This is a genomic window from Neglectibacter sp. CSJ-5, from assembly GCF_032490475.1.
In the GTDB taxonomy this organism is placed as follows: domain Bacteria; phylum Bacillota; class Clostridia; order Oscillospirales; family Acutalibacteraceae; genus Hominenteromicrobium; species Hominenteromicrobium mulieris.
In genome coordinates, this window is sequence record NZ_JAVYJC010000008.1 from 82,001 (window position 1) to 97,616 (window position 15,616).

Here is a 15,616-nt window from a genome sequence, read left to right on the forward strand (position 1 = left end):
GAAACCTCCTTCCGTTTTAGTGTGCCTGAAAGACTGATTTGGCGAGACTGCCGGTTTTGAACAGCGTAAAACATAGCAGTACGGTGTAGCCCACGCAGCTCCAGATTGCCATGATGATGTCATCTTCCAGAGCGATGTTCTGCACCAGCACAGCATAAATTGCCACGCAGACGATAATGAGAAACGCCTGAAAGCCCAGTGCCAGCAGAGATCGGAGGTAATTCTGTCCCATACCGCCCCATTCCTTGCCCATCATTGCAGCCATTGGAACGGGAGCCACCGAAGTCACAAGGTAGATTTCGATCATACGGCCATAAATAACGATAAAGATACAGATATATAACGCCCACATAGTAATGCCAATAAAGAGGGATTGGAACCACAGTCCGAACAGCGGTCCCAGATCCATTTCCATCAGCCTCGGTTCCAGATCGGTCATAACTGAGGAAATGTCAATGGACGCATCCGAATTGATAACCCCTGCCGCCTGCGCCACTACGCTCTGCGCCATATCAAAGACGCCCATCACGATATTCCATGTATTTGTGACAATGAGGATGGCAGCGGCTGATTTGAACACCCACTTGAAAATCATCCAGGTGTCCACATCATGCAGGTTGTTCTTGTCTGCGATCATCTGGATCAGGTCTACGGTCATCACGATAGCCAGGATCACGCCTGCAATCGGCACCATGATGGAGTTGGACAGATTCTCAATCATGCTGAAAATACTGCCATTCCATCCCTGTGGGGTCTGGCCTACCTGTACGGATATATCCGCGACCTGCTGGTTTACACTGTCAAACATCCCCGAAAGGTTGCTCATAATGCCGCCCACCAGCATTTCTTTCAGCCAATTTGTCAGGGCTTCAAGTAAGAAATCCATACGGTGTCAACCTCCTTTCCGCCGCCCCCGCAAAACTGCGGGATCGGCAAGGATTTCATACGGAGACGCTTAGACAGAGAAAAGCCCGGAGAGCAGAGGTACAAGGACCATGCCTACCACGGCTACACCAGCACCGGCCATGAGCTGCTTCATGCCCTGGCTCTTTACTGATGTGTGATAAAGAAGTAATAGAAGTGTAAAAAATTTTGCCGTTCCTATCCGGCACATGAGGTATGTCGGATAGGTCGGGCGGTTATTCGGGCAAGTCCACCTTGCCAACAAAAGAATAATAAATCTCAATGTCCTGCCTACGGGTCTTGTTCTCGTCATAGCTGCACTCATGCACAACGATTTTCTCTACAAACTCCCGCAACAGAGTAGGGGTAAGTTCTTCAAAGCTGGTATGCCGCCGAACAACATTCATAAACTTTTCTGCGTTCACGGTGGCTTCCTGTGCTTTGGAAAGCTCCGCTTGGATAGCAGCGGCTCTTTCTTTCAGCTCCCGTTGTTCTGCTTCATAGTCTGCCGACAGCTCTGTGAAACGCTCGTCTGATATGCGCCCGGTCACGCTGTCCTCATACAGCCGCTTGAAAATAGCGGATAACTCGGCTATGCGTTTCTCGGTGGCTTCCAGCTCCTTTTTCTTGGCGGCGTTCCTGCGCTTGCCCCCGTCCTCGTTCTGCTCAATCAAGAGCTTCATAAACCGGGCTTCATGCTTTGCCGCATAGCTTGTCACTTTCCGCAGATTGGAGAGTACGCCAGCGGTCAAGAGGTCGGTGCGGATAAAGTGCGCCGTACAGTCATGGGTGCGTTTCTTGTAGTTGCCGCAGATATAACAGTCCTGCTTGCGCTTGTCCGTCTGATATCGCTGCTGATACATGACACTACCGCAGTCCGCACAGAACAGTATGCCGGAGAACAAGCCCACTTCATCATAGCGGTTGGGGCGTTTGCGCTGCTTGCGAAGTTCCTGCACCCGTTCCCATGTCTGGGTGTCTATGATAGGCTCGTGGTGGTTCTCGAAAATCACTTGCTTTTCCAGGGGATTTTCTACACTGTGCTTGACTTTGTAAGAGAGCTTTTCTGTCTTGAAGTTTACCAGACAGCCTGTGTATTCCCGGTTTTCAAGGATATGCACAACGGTATTGGTCGCCCACTTGCACTCATAGCCGGGGTGGTAGCGGCGGGTGCTGCCCGTCCTACGGTATTCCAGCGTCCCCGGCGTGAGGATTTGCTGCTCTGTGAGCATACGGGCTATCTTAGTCGGACCGTTCCCGGCAAGGCAGAGGTTGTATATCTGCTTGACTACGGGTGCAGCTTCCTCGTCAATAATGAAATTTTCGTCCTCGTCCATGAGGTAGCCATACACAGGCTTGCTTGTGATGGGCTTGCCACTCATGCCTTTTGAGCGTTTTACTGCTTTGATTTTCTTGCTCGTATCTCTCACCAGCCATTCGTTAAAGATATTCCGCAGCGGGGCAAAGTCATTGTCGCCTTGTGCGCTGTCCACTCCGTCATTGATAGCGATAAAGCGGACACCTTTCTGTGGGAAAATCATTTCCGTGTACATTCCCACTTGCAGGTAGTTTCGCCCTAACCTCGACATATCCTTTACGATAACTGTCCCGACTTTTCCGGCTTCAATGTCCGCAAGCATGGCTTGAAAACCGGGTCTTTGAAAGTTCGCACCAGAATAACCGTCGTCCGTGTACCAGCGCAGATTGGAAAAGCCGTTCTGCTTTGCATAGGTTTCAAGAATACGCTTCTGGTTGGAAATGGAATTGCTCTCGCCTTGCAGCTCGTCCTCATGGGAAAGTCTTGGGTAAAGGGCGGTAATTGGTTGTTGGTTGGTCTGTCTTAACATAAAATCCTCCGTTTCCGACAGCCAGCCCCACTATTCCGTACCTTGATTATACCACATGGGGCGGCGGTCTGTATAGCGGCAAAAGCGTCAAATCTGCTTCTTTATGGTCGGTCAAATCGCCGTTTTTTGTGTAGCAGCTTCCGCTTCCAGCACTTTCATCATCTTGTCGGCTGCGGTATCGGTTGCGCCCTGCTTGAAGAAGCCGGAAACGGTAAGGACGGAGTTGCCCATGCGGATTTCCGTCACACAGTCCGGGCGGCGGTCTGTTTTGGTGGTGCTTGTCTGTTTCGTTTCTGTCATAGGCTCTCCTTTCGCTGCTTCATCAGTTGCTTTAATCGTTCCAGCTTTTCCTGTGCGGTTTCCTTTCGGAAGTTGCTGCCCGTGAAGCGGACGGGGGCGCACATGGAAGTCAGCCTGTCATAGATACGGGCGTGGGGCGTGTCCTGCGGGTGCTGCAATTCCTCCAGCGTGAGGTTGGTCGTGGCGATCAGCGGCTTGTCGCTTCGGTAACGGCTGTCAATCACGCTGTAAACCTGTTCCAGCCCGTATTCTGTTCCTCGCTCCATACCAAAATCATCAAGTATCAGCAGGGGGTAGCTGCAAAGGCGGGAAATATATTCGTTCCTGCCATCAAAGCTGGCAGCAAGGTCATTGAGTATGGTTGCAAAGTTTGTCATACAGACGGCAACCTCTTTCTCCATAAGGGCGTTGGCGATACAGGCGGCAAGGTAGCTTTTTCCTGTCCCCACGCCGCCCCAAAACAGGTAGCCGATATTTTCAGCCTGCATGGTTTCCCAGCTCTCCACATAAAAGCGGGCGGTTTCGGTCTGCGGGTTTCTGCCGTTGTCATGCTCAAATGTCCAGTTCCGCATAGCAGGGTCGGTAAAGCCCCGGCGTTTCAAGTCCTCCACTTTTTCAAGGTGCTTCTGTCGGCTTTCGGCGGCTTGCTGCTTTTCACGGGCTGCTCGCTGGCAGTCGCAGTCTGTTGGGTGGCGGTCACGCCCGAAACAGGTCTTTCCCTCTGCAAAGTAGGCTTCTTTGGGCGTATGGCACTTGCCGCAGTATAAAAGCCCGTCCTCGCCTGTGTAGTCCTCCGCTTCGGCGGTAGTGGCTGTAATGTCCGTAATCATAGCTTCAATCTCGTTTTTCATAAGCTCTCGCCCTCCTTGCATGAATAATCGGGTATGCCCTGTTTCGGGGCAGCCTTGCCTTTGGCAGCGTCTTCCTGCGCCCACTTGTAAATGGTGGCTGCATGGCTGTGGTACTGCTTCCCGGTGGAAGCGATATGGCAGGAAAGCCGGTCAATATAATACTCCCACTTGTCGGGCAGCTCTGTTTTCAGCCCGGAAAGCTCTGTATCGGTCAGTATCACATTGTTGTATCTGCCATAAGCGGCGGGGGCGGGGTGTCCCGTTTCTCCCTCTCTCTCTTTTTCTATCTCTATCTCTTTCTCTAACTCTATCTCTTTCTCTGGTGGACGAATGTCGGACAAATGTCCGCCTTTTGTCCGGGGCGGTAAAAGTGCCTTGTTTTCCAGCCTTGCAGCCCGTTTTCGCTCGGCTTCGGTAGAGGACTGTCCTATCATCAACTCAATGTCGGTCATATAGAAAGCCCCGCTGTCAAGCTGCTCCACAAGCCCCAACTGCCGGAAAATCTCCAAAGCCCTCTCAACCGTTCCTATCTGGTGGCGGGTCAGTGTCGCTATCATCTGCGCTGTGTAGGGGATATGCTCGTCAAGCTGCAATTTCCCGCCGTTTTTCAGCGATTTTAAGTACAGCTTCAAGAGGATATTGGAGTATAAAATCCCGTCTTTCATATCTTCCAGCAGCACAATGGAGTCGCTGTCAAAAAAGTTCTCTTTCAGCTTGAGGTAATAATATTTGCGGTTATCTGCCATTGTCCCTGTCCTCCTTTTTCCGGCGTTTGGAGTAGTAGTGGGGGCAGAGTATGATAATCGCCCGGAAGCTCTGCTTGCAGCTATGGGTACAGCCCCGGCAGAGGTCATTGTATGTGATACGGTCGCAGGTGGTATTCCCGACTTTCACTTGTCGCAGGAAAAAAGACCATTCCAGCCGCCGTTTCTTGCTCATTCTTGGCATGGGTGCGCTCCTTTCTGCCGTTTCCGCTGGTGTGGCGGTATCGGCGGTAATTCTGTATCATCTCGGTATCATTTTCGGGGTTTTTCTGCCCTGTAAGCCCGTTAAAAAATCCTTTGGTATTGCGGATAGGGTACGGGGCAGCCCCCTTGTTCTGTATGGGTTCGGGTACATTTGGGGGCGGTTTTTATCGCTCCTGTTCCTGCCTTTTCACAGGCTTGCGCTCCCGGTGTAAAATCTGGTCGATATTGCCCTTGACAGTCTGTAAGCGGCGGTATTCCTCCCGTTTTGCCCGGTAATCGTTGTAGCCGCTGTTTTTCTCTTGGATAAGGCTTTCAATCTCGGCTTGCAGGGCTTTATAACCCGGCAGCTTGGAAATGCCGTTTTCTTTGAAATAGCGGGCGGCTGCGTCTGCTATAATAAAGTCGCTTTCGTGCTTCTGACGGTAGGCTGCTTTTGCTTTGGCGTTTTTCTGCTGTTTCAGCCCGTCCCGGACAGGGCGGGTCTTGGAATAGGCAAGCACCTGCCGTTGCAGCTCCTTTTTTCCGTTCAGCGTCTTTTCCACCTGCTTCAGCTCTGCAAGGCTTTCCTGCATGGCGGTATAGGAGGCAGAACAGGCTTCGTCCAGTTCCTCCGGGGAAGAAAAGCCGTACTGCTGGTAGGCGGTAACGGTAGCTGCCATTTGCTTTAGATTGTGCTTTGCCGCCCAGCGGTCATAGCCCACGCCCTTGCCCTCGGCTCGCTTGGCTTCCCGGTCAACCATGCGCTGCAAGGTGTTGTCTGCCGGGGTGGTTTTTGCGGCTTTTTCCTCCCGCAAGCGTTCCTTTTGGGTGTGGGGGTATTCGGGTATGGCTGTGGTCTGTTCGGCAGCTCTGCGGGCGTTCTGCGTGAGCAGGGCAAGGACAGCAGCCTTGTCAAAATCGTCCCCCAGCTTCCGGGCTGTGATAGGCTTTGTCCTGTCCGGCGTGAGGTAGGAAAGCCGCCCCCGGCTCTCCTTGACGGTCACGCCCTCCCGCAGCAAAAGGGAAGAAAACTCGTCAAAGCTGGTAGCTTGGGACAGTGCCTGCCGTATCGTCCGGCGCAGCTTCGCCTTGTCCGTTTCAAACTTGGTGGGCTTGGTCGTCTGTCCGGCGGCTTCTCTGTCGGCGTTCTCTTTATCAAGGGCAAGCTGCCCTTTCTTTGCCGCCCAGTATTCCCGTTCTGTTATCCGTTCCTTGCTGCCGTTCAAGAGGTCGATTTGGTAAAGCCCCTCCCGGTGGCACATCTCCATGACTTCGCTCTTGAAATATTCCATAGCGGCGTTGGTACAGCGGTGCTTGCAGCCCTCCCTTGTGTCGGCTGGTCTGTCCATGTAGGGCAGAAGCGGGACTTCATAAATCCGCAGGGAGTTGATGACGATATGCACATGGATATTGCCGCTGTGGTTATGCCCGTCCGGGTGGGTGCAAATTAGGGCTTGGTGCCCGGGAAAATGCTCCTTGCAGAACTGCTCGCCCAACTCCTGCGCCCGGTCTACGGTCAAGCCGTTGTCTGTCCCGTCCCGTGGGTCAAAGCTGATGATATAGTGGTGGCTTTTCACATCTTCCCGTTTTTGGTTTTTACCGTATCGGAGATTTGCCCGCATACAGGCAACGGCGAAATCCTCGCCCCCGCAGTTGAGGGAAGAAATGTGGTAATCCTCCCTCGGTATCAGCCGCCCGTTTTCATCAAGGGTGGGCTTCATGGTAAACTCGTCATGCTCAAATGTGAGATAGGCTTCCGCTGCGCCATAGTCGGCATTTTTAGAGCTGATATGTTTGAATGTTGCCAACAGCGTCACCCACTTTCTGCAAGACTTCAAACTTTAGGGCAGCAAGGTCGGAAACTGCCGCCCGTACCTCCCCGGCAAGTTGCGGGTAGGGGCTGTGCCACTCGTTCAGCGTCCGGGCTATCTGGTTTAAGTTGCCGCCGATCCTGCCGTATTCGGCGGTCAGCTTCCCAACAGCGGCAAGCAGCTCATCATTGACGGGAGAAACGGTTATGATGGGGCGTATGGCTGCCCCGGTTATGGCTTGCCGGATAAACTCGGCTTGGCTCATGTTGTAGGCAGAAAGCCTTTCTGCAAACTCGGCGTATTCTTCCTCGGTCATGCGTGTCTTGACTACCCGGCTGCGGTGCGGCGTGTTGTATCGTTTTCGCATGGTAAAACCTCCTTTCTGTGCGTGGTGTCCTCTCACTAATAGGAGAAAAACGGGGTGTGAAGCGGAACTGTTTTTGAAAAATCCGAAAAAATATTTTGAGGGATTTTTAAGCGGCGCAAGCCGCATAAGCAGGGTTTGGGGAAGGCACTCCCCAACAAGATTCCCGCAGGGGCAAAATGAGCGAAAAGCGAATTTTGGTACTGCGGTAGAATCTTGCTCTTAGTAAGCCGCAGACTGCCCCTGTCCGGGTTTTTCCGTACATAGAGCGAACAGGGCGGGGCTTTCAGCCCGCTGTGCGCGGCCTTTTTTCCTTTCGCCAAAGATACATTTGAAAGGCCGCCAGCTACCCGCTGTCCGGGGATTTTTTCAAATTTCCTTTTGCTTCTGTAATGCGGAAAAGAGAAATTTGGCAACCGGCGGGGCAGAGAATTTTTCCTTTCACTCCCTACAACACCGCATTTTGAAATTTGCCAAACGGGGCAGGCAGCCTTTTTCTGGCTTTACCTACCTACTACGGGTGAGTTTGCGATTTTGCCAAATGGACAACAAAAAAAGCAGCAAATCTTTTTCAGACTTACTGCTTTCGCTGGCCGCTGGTAGCGGCTGATATTCAGTTTTTTTCTTATCGGTCAAATCGAAACTTGAACAGCGCGGCAATTAGCTGTTGTTTCACATATTCCTCAACCTCAGCGTTGACCTGTCCGTGTACTTTGGAAAAGTAGCGGATATATCCGGCGTAGTGGGAAAGGACGGTGTCGATTGCGTCCGGGTCGCCCTCATGCGCCTTAACGATTGTTTCATAGGGGAGAAGTTTACTCATAGCGATTTTCCTCCATGAGCCGCCGTAGCCGCTGCAAGGCAAGCTGGATATGCCGCCCCGCTGTGCTGCGTGTCCGGCCAATATGTACGCCGATCACGCGCTGCGGCTGGCGCAGGAAGTAGTAACGGAAAATTTTTTCCTGTGTCTGCTCCGGCAAACGGGCAAGGGCGGCGGCAAGTTCCGCATGGTACAGAACGGCGGTCTGGCCGCAGGCCGTAAAAAGATATTCTTCAAGCTGCTCCGGCTCGGCAAGCTGGACAAACTTCTCATTCATCAGGTAGTCAAGGGAAACTTCCCGTTCCCACCTCCGGCGCAGCTTCAAAATTATATCTATGGCTGCGTGACGAATGACAATCTTGCAAAAGGCATTGAATGTGTACTGGATATGCACTTTGTAGGCTTCATCTTCGGTCATGGAAATTCCCCCTCTCTGAATAATAGTGCGGGGCGGCAGCACTCCTTGCTGTCGCCCCTTGATTGCCTACCAGCAAAGACGGGCGGGACTGTCAACGGCGGCGCGTATGCGCCGTTCATCTTGACCGTTGACTGGCTCGGCTGGCTTTGCTATTTCATTATCTCTTTCAATTATTGTCAAAGGAAATATAGATAGTTAAACTATCTGGTATGTAACTGATACTCAACCACTTATCTTCGTTTGATAAAAGTGTCCCAATCGAAACATAGTTTCCCTCTTCGATTTCCTCCGATACATTCTCAATTACGGAAAAACCTTCTTGGTTCAAAACCTCCATGTACTCGCTATAGTCGTCGTCGCTAATGCCGGTAAGGTTGACACTGCAATTTTCATGTTCTGTATCAAGTGTTGCCCATGCAACTGTACCGGGCGGAATAGGAAGCCCCTCTGTGTATTCATTAACAGGCCAGATACCCTTGTCAAGAGTGGTAATACTGTTAGATTGTATATTGCTCTCATTACCTGTGGGTGTAGACGAAATAGTTTGATTAGAACACGCGGCCAAAGAAATTATGAATATGATTGCCAATACAGAAATATACTTCTTCATAAGTTATCTCCTATTTTTGTGTATAGTTCGGATAATCAATAAAACAGCAATTACCGCTGCGGCAAACCCAACTGCCAAAATGATTTGTAAAACATCAAAGCCCAATGCACTCTCAATCTGGATATTTGTTGTTGCGTCTGCCTGTCCGATTGCGCCCTCTGGTGCTTTTCCTAATCGTGTGACAGCATATATCGAAAAGGCAACAACCGCAACAATAAGCGCAACAAGCGCAGAAATGATACCTTTCCTTTTTTTTGATGAGGCGTTATCAATACCAAACTGCTCTGCGGTGCTGTCTGCAAATTCTTTTGGTGTTCCTAAACGCTGGATAACCTGCTGTTCCGTTTCTCCATGCTCCAAAGCAGACGCGAAAACTTCATTCAAATCACGCACAACCTCTTTTTTCGCTTTATGTGGTAAGGATAGTTCCTTTTCAACTTGTTTAATATATTGTTCTTTCATTTCGATACCCTCGCTTGTTGATAACTTTCTATGAAGCCGTTTACGCAGTTCTCATAGCTTGACCAAAATAAGATTAGTTCATCAAGTATATTCCTGCCTTTATCAGTTAGAGAGTAATACTTTTTTGAACCGCCATTTGCCACAGCCGGAGCCAATCGACATTTAATTAGTTCTGCTTCCTGCAAACGATACAGAATAGGATAAATGGTTCCCTCTTTTGCATATCCCAAAACAGACGCACTGTTATTCAATTCGGATATAATTTCGTATCCATAAGTTTCTTTGCGTCCGATTAGGCATAAGAGTATCATTTCCAGAGAGCCTTTTTTGAATTGTTGGACATATCTGTTATTCATACTGTCGCCTCTCTTCAGCTTTGCTATTTAGTTTTACTAAGTAGCGACTATATTATATCTCTTTTGGGGTATCAAAGTCAATAGGCTTCACGGAAAAGTTACAAAATGTTGTACTTTCTGCATAGGGTAATAACGGAATAGCGGGGTACTGGCGGTCTATGTTTTGTTTTTAGTATCTTACTTCTTTATCGTACATGAGCATTGGCGCCGGGGTTGTCGTTGCCGTAACCTTCCAGCAGGTTGATAACGCCCCAGATACCGAGACCGGCACCGAGCGCGATAACGAGGGTCTGAAGAACGGTGATTGCCTGTTCAAAAAATGCCATATAGTTTGTTAGCCGGAATCTGATTAAAAAATAGGTTTGTCATGTTTCATAGGCATACAAAAGCCGGAACAATCTGCCGCCCGGTTTCCGGGGGCATGATTCCGGCTGTCCTCCTTTTTCATTATTTTTTCTCGCGATTGTCCGCTTTGTACGCCAATGGCCCATAGAGGGCAGGTGCGGCGAATAGATAAGATCACTCCCTTCTAAAGCGGAACGAAATTAAGCGCCCTTTGTGTCTACTTCATATACATCGCAGACCTCATTGGGCTTGAGTTTCAGCCTTGCAGACAAGAATGCTTCAATGTCAAAAGCGTTCTTATCATCCGCGTCGGCAGTGTACTTGAAATTGGGGTGCTTGGTGATGTCGTACTTATCCGAAAGGAAAGGACGCACACCGCGCAGCTGGAGGATACACTTGCCTCCATCCATAACAGCAAGCTCATCCTGGCTCATCAGCTCTTTTCCCAATTTTTGATAGTTGAGAGAGTGGGAAGTTTCCCGGCCACGGCTCTCTCCGGTGTTGTAGGTGTCGATGGTTTCCTTGCCCAGCACGGCAGCCAGCTCTTTGAGGGTAGTCGGCTCTTTACCGCCCAGGAAGATGGAAGTATCCATGTTTCCGATAATGGTATCTGCGTTATCCTTATAGATCGCCTTGAGCTGACTCTGCGCCTGCAACACCAGACAGGCTGAGATCTCACGGCTTCGGATCGTGGCCACCAACTTTTCCAGCTTCGGAATCTGCCCGATGTTGGCGCACTCGTCAATGAGACAGCGCACATGGACTGGGAGCCTGCCGCCATACACATCGTCGGCTTTTTCGCAGAGCAGATTAAACAGCTGGGTATAACACATGGAGATCAGGAAGTTAAAGCTATCATCTGTATCACTCATAATGAGGAACAGAGCAGTTTTCCGGTCTCCCAGAGTATCCAGTTCCAGCTCGTCATAAGCTGTGACCTCGCGCAACTCTGCAATATCAAATACGGCAAGGCGCGCACCGCAGGAAATCAAAATCGACTTAGCGGTCTTGCCAGAGACGAAAAGTCAAGGACTTTTTCATCAAATTCAAAAAGAAGTCACATTTTGCGGACTTCCTCACGGAGCAGACGCTTGATTTTGTCCTCCATCGTCTCTTTTGCGGTCTGGCTGAAATGGACACGGACGATATAGGTTGTCTTGCCGATCTGCTTTCTGACAGTCGGGCAAGTGGCGGTGTTGGTTGCGGTATTGTTCATTCAAAATCCTCCTGTAAATGAAAAATGTCCGGTGACTGTTCATCATCGGGCGGTGTCGGTATGAGGGAACAAGGCAAGGCGGCAACATTAAGGTATCTATAAAAACCTTGCCGTCTTTGCCATGCTTGCCGTGTTCCTGTTGTCAGTCTCGGAGATAGCAGACCCATGCTGTGCCGTCTTTCTCGGTCACAAGTCTGTCCCCGATACGGCTCTTTGCCGTTCTCATGGTGCGTGAGGAAATCCCACGCTCATTGACTGCCTTTTCCAGTTCTGCGCTCGGCATACGCTTTCCGTCCGCAAGCAGTTCCAGAATGAGCATTTGCGCCTGTGCGGTCTTGCTCTCGGTCTTGGCGGTGTCCGTCCCGGCAAGAAGCTCGTCAGCGGTAATGTCATAAGCTCCTATCCACGCAAACCCTTTCTCGTCTCCCAGAGAAAAGGCAATGGACTGTCCGGGCGGCGCAAGGGAGCTTTTCTCATGGATCAGCACCCTCGTTGTGGGGCTGTCCTTCAGCTTGCCGATAAAGAGCAGACTGCGGACTGCCGCCGTAATGTCGATAGACCCTAATCCCCGGTAGGTGCTTTGCGTTCCTGCGGCTTTGTTGAGGTGTCCGATCAGCACGATAGCGCACCCGGTAGCCTGTGCAATGTCTCCCAGACTGCGGAATATCGGGCGCACCTCGTTTGCTCTGTTCATGTCCACATCTGCACCCAGAAAAGCCTGTACCGGGTCAATGATAACCAGCCTTGCGCTGTTTTCCCGGATTGCCCTTGCTATGCGTTCATCGGCAAGGGTCAGCGGCGTGTCTCTATCGTCAATGACAAGCACTCGTTCAAGGTCTGCGTCTGCTTCTATCAGTCGGGGCTTGACGGTATCACCCAGACCGTCCTCGGCGGTCTGATAGATGATATTGAAAGGCTCAAGTGTCTCCATACCGGGCAAAGGCTTTCGATTGGTGCAAGCCGCCGCAAGGCGCATGGCAAAGTAGGTCTTGCCCTCGCCGGGATTGCCCTGGATAATTGTCAGCTTTCCAAAGGGGATATACGGAAACCATAGCCAATCCACGCTCGTCAGCTCCACATCTGCCATGCGGAGCATGGGGACAGGCTGGGCGGTGGGCAGCTCTCGCAGCGTGATTGTCTCGGCTATGAATTTGCGGCTGGGAATGTCCCCTTGCTGACGGAGAACATCGTTCCAGTCTTTCCTTACCGGGACAAGGCGAATGACGGCGATCTCGCCGGGAATGTCCTGTGCCAGCCGGGTACAGGCTTCACTTCCTGCGGTGTCGCTGTCAAGGCAGAGGAACACTTTTCGGATGTCCTTGCGTTCAGAAAGAAAACGGTCAAGGGCTTTGCCTGAAACGCCGCCCAGGGCAAGGTAGCTCCTTGTCTGCCAGTCCTGCGGATAAAGGCAGATAAAGGACAAAAGGTCAATCGGTGCTTCAAAGACAAAGAGCTGGTTGCCGTTTCCCTCATAGTGGAACGGATAGGATTTGTCAGACCCGGCAATGTCCTGTCTGAATGGGTCTGCCGTTCCTCGCACATGGGCGTATCTCGGCGTACCGCTTCGGTCTCTGCCGACAAACACAACATTGTGCCGCTTTGCGTCCTCGTAAATATCCCCGGAAAGAAGAAAAGCCTCAACAAGCGTTTTGTTGAGACCTCGGCTTTCTGTGAGATATTGGATTGCTCTGTCGGCTGTCCTGTTGTGCAAGGGCAAGTGAAACGCTGTGGGCGGTGCTGTGCTGGCTTCGCTCTGTCCCTCGGCGCTTTCGCCGGTTAAGAGCTGGACTGCTTCGGGAAAGGACTTGCCGTAAAACTCCATGACAAAATCAATAGGATAGCCGCCCTTGCTCTGGCTGTGGCGAAACCATTTGTTTCCCCGGACGGTCAGGCTGTCATGTTCTTTCCAGCGGTATTCTCGTCCGCTTTTGATAAGTGTCTCTCCCTGTGCGCGGAGAAAATCTTCCAGACTGACGGCGTTTGCCCGGTCGATCTGTGCTTGGGTGTACTGCATGGGCGTCCTCCTTACTTCTTGAAAACAGCGCATCGTCTGCAAATGCCATGCTCACGCTCGTCCAGCGTGTAGGGGCAGTTCGCACATTCCTCGCCGTACTGTCTCATGATAACAGGCAGATAGCCCAGCTCCTGCAACATATCAATCTGGCGGTCGGTGAGGGTGGCTTCAAAGGCAAGGCATTTCCGGGTGTGTTCGTCCAGCTCGATCAGGTCGGAAAGCGGTCTGCCATCGGTCAAAGCTTCTCCGCTCAAAAGGCGTTTTGCCGTTCTGCGGATGGGGTTGTACTCGTTCTTCCAGTCGTATTTTTTCATCGTGTCATATCCTCCTTTTTCTGTCGTGTTTGGGGTCGATTTTGGAGCTTTTGTTCCTCTGTACGCTCGTTAAATCGGGCGGCAGTATCTACGCATGACTTGACCTTCCAAAGGCGGTGTAAATCGTCTCTGACAGCCTTAAACTCGCCATAGGTGGTTTCGTGCGCCTGTTCCAGTTCGTCATACTCGTCGGACAGCTTTTTCATATCCACCTTGCCGTCCGGGAATTCCCCGGTCAGCTTTCGTCTGGCGGCGTAGAACTGTATCAGTTCCGCTTCATGCTCTGCCTTGTACTTGGCTCTGGGCTTCTCAAACTTGATTTTCTGCAAGCCGTCATAGACAGGCTTCAAGTTCTGGAAAGCAGCGGAGCTGTCATAGAGCTGCTTAATTGCTTTCATTCGGGCGGTCTGCCCGTCCAGCGTTTTCTTCAAGCTCTCTGTGGTGGAGCTGTGTTCATTGACATGGCTTTCCAAATCTTCAAGGGTGTAAATGCCGTTTGCCCGGAGATAATTGAAAGTCTCGTTCATCTCCTTTAGGTTGCTGATTTTGCCTTTCTGGGAATAAGCCCCGGCTTTGCGCTGGGTGTAGTAGGCGTTCAGCAGAGAAACAAGGTCGGGGGTCTGCGGCTTGGCAAGCTCTGCTTTTGCTTCGGCAATCCAATCAAACAGGAGAGTGATTTTCTTCTTGATGTCCCGGATAACGGCATTGGTTGCCTTGATCCAGCGGTTGAACTCGCCTTTCTCGGTGCGTATGCCTTTCTTCTCCATTGCCCGGACGGTTGCGCCCTCGTGGACGGTGGGAAGAAACTCCACGCCCTGACGCTCATAGCTCCGGTGGTCGATACGAACGTCAAGCTCCTTTTCCGCAAACTTGGCGTTGCATAGCTCCGCCCATGTCTGCCGCCAGTATTCCAGCGTTTCGGGACTGCCCCAGTCGGTAGTGGGAACGGCGTTGAAAACAAACTCGCCGTTCTGGTCTCGGATACGGTTGTCGTCCTCGTCCAGCTCATACACCCGGCGTTGCTTTAGCCCCCATTTGCCGTCCTGCTCGATGGGGCGGATAGGGCAAAGCACATGAAAATGCGGGTTTGGTATGCCGCCGTCCTCCCGGTCTGGCTGGTGTACGGCGAAGTCAACCACCATGCCCCGGCTCACAAAGTTCTCCAATAAAAATTGCCTTGCAAGAGCGATGTTTTCCTCAAGGGAAAATTCATTCTGCAAGGCAATGTCAAAGCTGTATGCAAGCTGGGCGTTCTTTCCACGCTCGGCTTTTTCCACGGCATTCCACAAGGTCTGACGGTCTGCAAATTCCGGGGGAGCATGGGACGGCAGGAGAATGTCGGAGCAGATCACGCCGCCCTTTCTGGTGTAGTCGCTGTACTCGCCGTAATACTCGCTATACAATCGCTCCCCGGCTCGGTAGGCGGCAGAAGCGATAGCGGACTGTCCTGTGCTTCGCTTAGTCTGCGTGACGCTCAGATGAAATAGTGCCATCGGCTTTCAACTCCTTTTCTCTGTTTGCTTGGCTGATGTGGGTAATCGCCATGTGACGGACGGCTTGCTGAACTTCGGACAGAGAAAAGATTTGTTCCATCAGCTCTGTCATTTCGGTGCGTGTGAGATCTTTGACCTCCGGGGCAAGGCTCTCAATCGTGCCGCCCAGATTGCAAAGACGATGGGTGCGCTTTTGTCTCTCGCCTTTCTCCAGATACTTCTTTCTGTTCTCCAGACGCTCCAGCTTGTGCTGTTCCTGTGCAAGCTGTGTCTCGACCTGTTCCTTTTCGGCTCGGAGCTGTTCAAGGTTTTTCGGTTTTGCCATTTTTCGTGACCTCCTTTTTTGAAAATGGGGATAAAAAAAGACCGTCAACTTTTCGCAGATTGCGACCAGTCAACGGTCAGTTTTTCGGTATTCAGTTGTTGTGTTCAGTTCGGTAAATTGAAGTTGGTCAAAGTTGTTGGCGAAGATATTCCACAACATTTCCATTCGTATCATAGAAACAGATGTTTCCTACATTGAGGGGCAGGACAATGGCGAAAGG

At 51.2% G+C, this 15,616-nt stretch carries 18 protein-coding genes and 3 pseudogenes; all 21 read right to left on the minus strand.

What is annotated here, in order from left to right:
- Positions 1-16: 16 nt before the first annotated feature.
- Entirely contained in the window at positions 17-886 is an 870-nt protein-coding gene (locus R2K26_RS13785) for a VirB6/TrbL-like conjugal transfer protein, CD1112 family (RefSeq protein WP_024724981.1), read from the minus strand.
- A gap of 69 nt (positions 887-955) precedes the next feature.
- Positions 956-1,051 (minus strand): annotated as a pseudogene (locus tag R2K26_RS15515) (Maff2 family protein); the annotation flags it as partial.
- An 88-nt stretch (positions 1,052-1,139) separates the two neighbouring features.
- Positions 1,140-2,750: a recombinase family protein gene (locus tag R2K26_RS13795; protein ID WP_055228425.1), complete on the minus strand. Its 1,611-nt coding sequence runs from the start codon at positions 2,748-2,750 to the stop codon at positions 1,140-1,142.
- A 111-nt stretch (positions 2,751-2,861) separates the two neighbouring features.
- Positions 2,862-3,050 (minus strand): transposon-encoded TnpW family protein, encoded by a 189-nt coding sequence (locus tag R2K26_RS13800; protein WP_002569233.1) that lies wholly within the window; start codon positions 3,048-3,050, stop codon positions 2,862-2,864.
- Positions 3,047-3,901, minus strand: coding sequence for an ATP-binding protein (locus R2K26_RS13805; protein ID WP_055222989.1), 855 nt, complete (start codon positions 3,899-3,901; stop codon positions 3,047-3,049). Before R2K26_RS13805 ends, R2K26_RS13800 begins: the two co-directional genes overlap by 4 nt.
- Positions 3,898-4,647 carry a phage replisome organizer N-terminal domain-containing protein gene (locus R2K26_RS13810; RefSeq protein WP_008394427.1) on the minus strand — a complete coding sequence of 250 codons (750 nt, stop codon included), beginning with the start codon at positions 4,645-4,647 and terminating at the stop codon, positions 3,898-3,900. Before R2K26_RS13810 ends, R2K26_RS13805 begins: the two co-directional genes overlap by 4 nt.
- Positions 4,637-4,849 carry a hypothetical protein gene (locus R2K26_RS13815; protein ID WP_082424996.1) on the minus strand — a complete coding sequence of 71 codons (213 nt, stop codon included), beginning with the start codon at positions 4,847-4,849 and terminating at the stop codon, positions 4,637-4,639. Before R2K26_RS13815 ends, R2K26_RS13810 begins: the two co-directional genes overlap by 11 nt.
- A 184-nt stretch (positions 4,850-5,033) precedes the next feature.
- The gene (locus R2K26_RS13820; protein WP_316522932.1) at positions 5,034-6,656 is read right to left on the minus strand and encodes a relaxase/mobilization nuclease domain-containing protein; all 1,623 of its coding nucleotides are present in this window, start codon (positions 6,654-6,656) and stop codon (positions 5,034-5,036) included.
- Positions 6,628-7,026, minus strand: a complete 399-nt coding sequence (locus tag R2K26_RS13825; RefSeq protein ID WP_002569238.1) for a plasmid mobilization protein — start codon at positions 7,024-7,026, stop codon at positions 6,628-6,630. The genes R2K26_RS13820 and R2K26_RS13825 overlap by 29 nt, the downstream gene beginning before the upstream one ends.
- A 622-nt stretch (positions 7,027-7,648) precedes the next feature.
- The gene (locus R2K26_RS13830) at positions 7,649-7,846 is read right to left on the minus strand and encodes a helix-turn-helix domain-containing protein (RefSeq protein WP_117536057.1); all 198 of its coding nucleotides are present in this window, start codon (positions 7,844-7,846) and stop codon (positions 7,649-7,651) included.
- Positions 7,839-8,261 carry a sigma-70 family RNA polymerase sigma factor gene (locus tag R2K26_RS13835; RefSeq protein ID WP_147601579.1) on the minus strand — a complete coding sequence of 141 codons (423 nt, stop codon included), beginning with the start codon at positions 8,259-8,261 and terminating at the stop codon, positions 7,839-7,841. The genes R2K26_RS13830 and R2K26_RS13835 overlap by 8 nt, the downstream gene beginning before the upstream one ends.
- Positions 8,262-8,427: 166 nt before the next feature.
- The gene (locus tag R2K26_RS13840; RefSeq protein ID WP_055194861.1) at positions 8,428-8,871 is read right to left on the minus strand and encodes a hypothetical protein; all 444 of its coding nucleotides are present in this window, start codon (positions 8,869-8,871) and stop codon (positions 8,428-8,430) included.
- A gap of 3 nt (positions 8,872-8,874) precedes the next feature.
- Positions 8,875-9,333 (minus strand): DUF1700 domain-containing protein, encoded by a 459-nt coding sequence (locus R2K26_RS13845; protein ID WP_055194864.1) that lies wholly within the window; start codon positions 9,331-9,333, stop codon positions 8,875-8,877.
- Positions 9,330-9,689 carry a PadR family transcriptional regulator gene (locus R2K26_RS13850; RefSeq protein ID WP_055194866.1) on the minus strand — a complete coding sequence of 120 codons (360 nt, stop codon included), beginning with the start codon at positions 9,687-9,689 and terminating at the stop codon, positions 9,330-9,332. Before R2K26_RS13850 ends, R2K26_RS13845 begins: the two co-directional genes overlap by 4 nt.
- A 197-nt stretch (positions 9,690-9,886) precedes the next feature.
- Positions 9,887-10,015: pseudogene (locus tag R2K26_RS13855) on the minus strand (Maff2 family protein); the annotation flags it as partial.
- Positions 10,016-10,234: 219 nt separating this feature from the next.
- Positions 10,235-11,050, minus strand: a pseudogene (locus R2K26_RS13860) (VirD4-like conjugal transfer protein, CD1115 family); the annotation flags it as partial.
- A 41-nt stretch (positions 11,051-11,091) separates the two neighbouring features.
- The gene (locus R2K26_RS13865; RefSeq protein WP_006428300.1) at positions 11,092-11,250 is read right to left on the minus strand and encodes a transposon-encoded TnpW family protein; all 159 of its coding nucleotides are present in this window, start codon (positions 11,248-11,250) and stop codon (positions 11,092-11,094) included.
- Between the two features lie 142 nt (positions 11,251-11,392).
- Positions 11,393-13,264, minus strand: a complete 1,872-nt coding sequence (locus R2K26_RS13870) for an AAA family ATPase (RefSeq protein ID WP_316522972.1) — start codon at positions 13,262-13,264, stop codon at positions 11,393-11,395.
- A gap of 11 nt (positions 13,265-13,275) precedes the next feature.
- Positions 13,276-13,578: a hypothetical protein gene (locus tag R2K26_RS13875; RefSeq protein ID WP_024729653.1), complete on the minus strand. Its 303-nt coding sequence runs from the start codon at positions 13,576-13,578 to the stop codon at positions 13,276-13,278.
- Complete coding sequence (mobQ, locus tag R2K26_RS13880) at positions 13,575-15,071, minus strand: MobQ family relaxase (protein ID WP_316522975.1); 1,497 nt, start codon at positions 15,069-15,071, stop codon at positions 13,575-13,577. The genes R2K26_RS13875 and mobQ overlap by 4 nt, the downstream gene beginning before the upstream one ends.
- Positions 15,037-15,396: a DUF3847 domain-containing protein gene (locus R2K26_RS13885; RefSeq protein ID WP_025483370.1), complete on the minus strand. Its 360-nt coding sequence runs from the start codon at positions 15,394-15,396 to the stop codon at positions 15,037-15,039. The genes mobQ and R2K26_RS13885 overlap by 35 nt, the downstream gene beginning before the upstream one ends.
- Between the last annotated feature and the right edge of the window lie 220 nt (positions 15,397-15,616).

What these genes read in the sequence shown, in the direction of transcription:
- R2K26_RS13865 (WP_006428300.1), bottom strand. Translation starts at nt 11,250, where the DNA reads ATGAACAATACCGCAACCAACACCGCCACTTGCCCGACTGTCAGAAAG.
- R2K26_RS13875 (WP_024729653.1), bottom strand. Translation starts at nt 13,578, where the DNA reads ATGAAAAAATACGACTGGAAGAACGAGTACAACCCCATCCGCAGAACG.
- R2K26_RS13810 (WP_008394427.1), bottom strand. Translation starts at nt 4,647, where the DNA reads ATGGCAGATAACCGCAAATATTATTACCTCAAGCTGAAAGAGAACTTT.
- R2K26_RS13800 (WP_002569233.1), bottom strand. Translation starts at nt 3,050, where the DNA reads ATGACAGAAACGAAACAGACAAGCACCACCAAAACAGACCGCCGCCCG.
- R2K26_RS13785 (WP_024724981.1), bottom strand. Translation starts at nt 886, where the DNA reads ATGGATTTCTTACTTGAAGCCCTGACAAATTGGCTGAAAGAAATGCTG.
- R2K26_RS13815 (WP_082424996.1), bottom strand. Translation starts at nt 4,849, where the DNA reads ATGCCAAGAATGAGCAAGAAACGGCGGCTGGAATGGTCTTTTTTCCTG.
- R2K26_RS13840 (WP_055194861.1), bottom strand. Translation starts at nt 8,871, where the DNA reads ATGAAGAAGTATATTTCTGTATTGGCAATCATATTCATAATTTCTTTG.
- R2K26_RS13830 (WP_117536057.1), bottom strand. Translation starts at nt 7,846, where the DNA reads ATGAGTAAACTTCTCCCCTATGAAACAATCGTTAAGGCGCATGAGGGC.
- R2K26_RS13870 (WP_316522972.1), bottom strand. Translation starts at nt 13,264, where the DNA reads ATGCAGTACACCCAAGCACAGATCGACCGGGCAAACGCCGTCAGTCTG.
- R2K26_RS13835 (WP_147601579.1), bottom strand. Translation starts at nt 8,261, where the DNA reads ATGACCGAAGATGAAGCCTACAAAGTGCATATCCAGTACACATTCAAT.
- R2K26_RS13795 (WP_055228425.1), bottom strand. Translation starts at nt 2,750, where the DNA reads ATGTTAAGACAGACCAACCAACAACCAATTACCGCCCTTTACCCAAGA.
- R2K26_RS13825 (WP_002569238.1), bottom strand. Translation starts at nt 7,026, where the DNA reads ATGCGAAAACGATACAACACGCCGCACCGCAGCCGGGTAGTCAAGACA.
- R2K26_RS13845 (WP_055194864.1), bottom strand. Translation starts at nt 9,333, where the DNA reads ATGAAAGAACAATATATTAAACAAGTTGAAAAGGAACTATCCTTACCA.
- R2K26_RS13885 (WP_025483370.1), bottom strand. Translation starts at nt 15,396, where the DNA reads ATGGCAAAACCGAAAAACCTTGAACAGCTCCGAGCCGAAAAGGAACAG.
- R2K26_RS13805 (WP_055222989.1), bottom strand. Translation starts at nt 3,901, where the DNA reads ATGAAAAACGAGATTGAAGCTATGATTACGGACATTACAGCCACTACC.
- mobQ (WP_316522975.1), bottom strand. Translation starts at nt 15,071, where the DNA reads ATGGCACTATTTCATCTGAGCGTCACGCAGACTAAGCGAAGCACAGGA.
- R2K26_RS13850 (WP_055194866.1), bottom strand. Translation starts at nt 9,689, where the DNA reads ATGAATAACAGATATGTCCAACAATTCAAAAAAGGCTCTCTGGAAATG.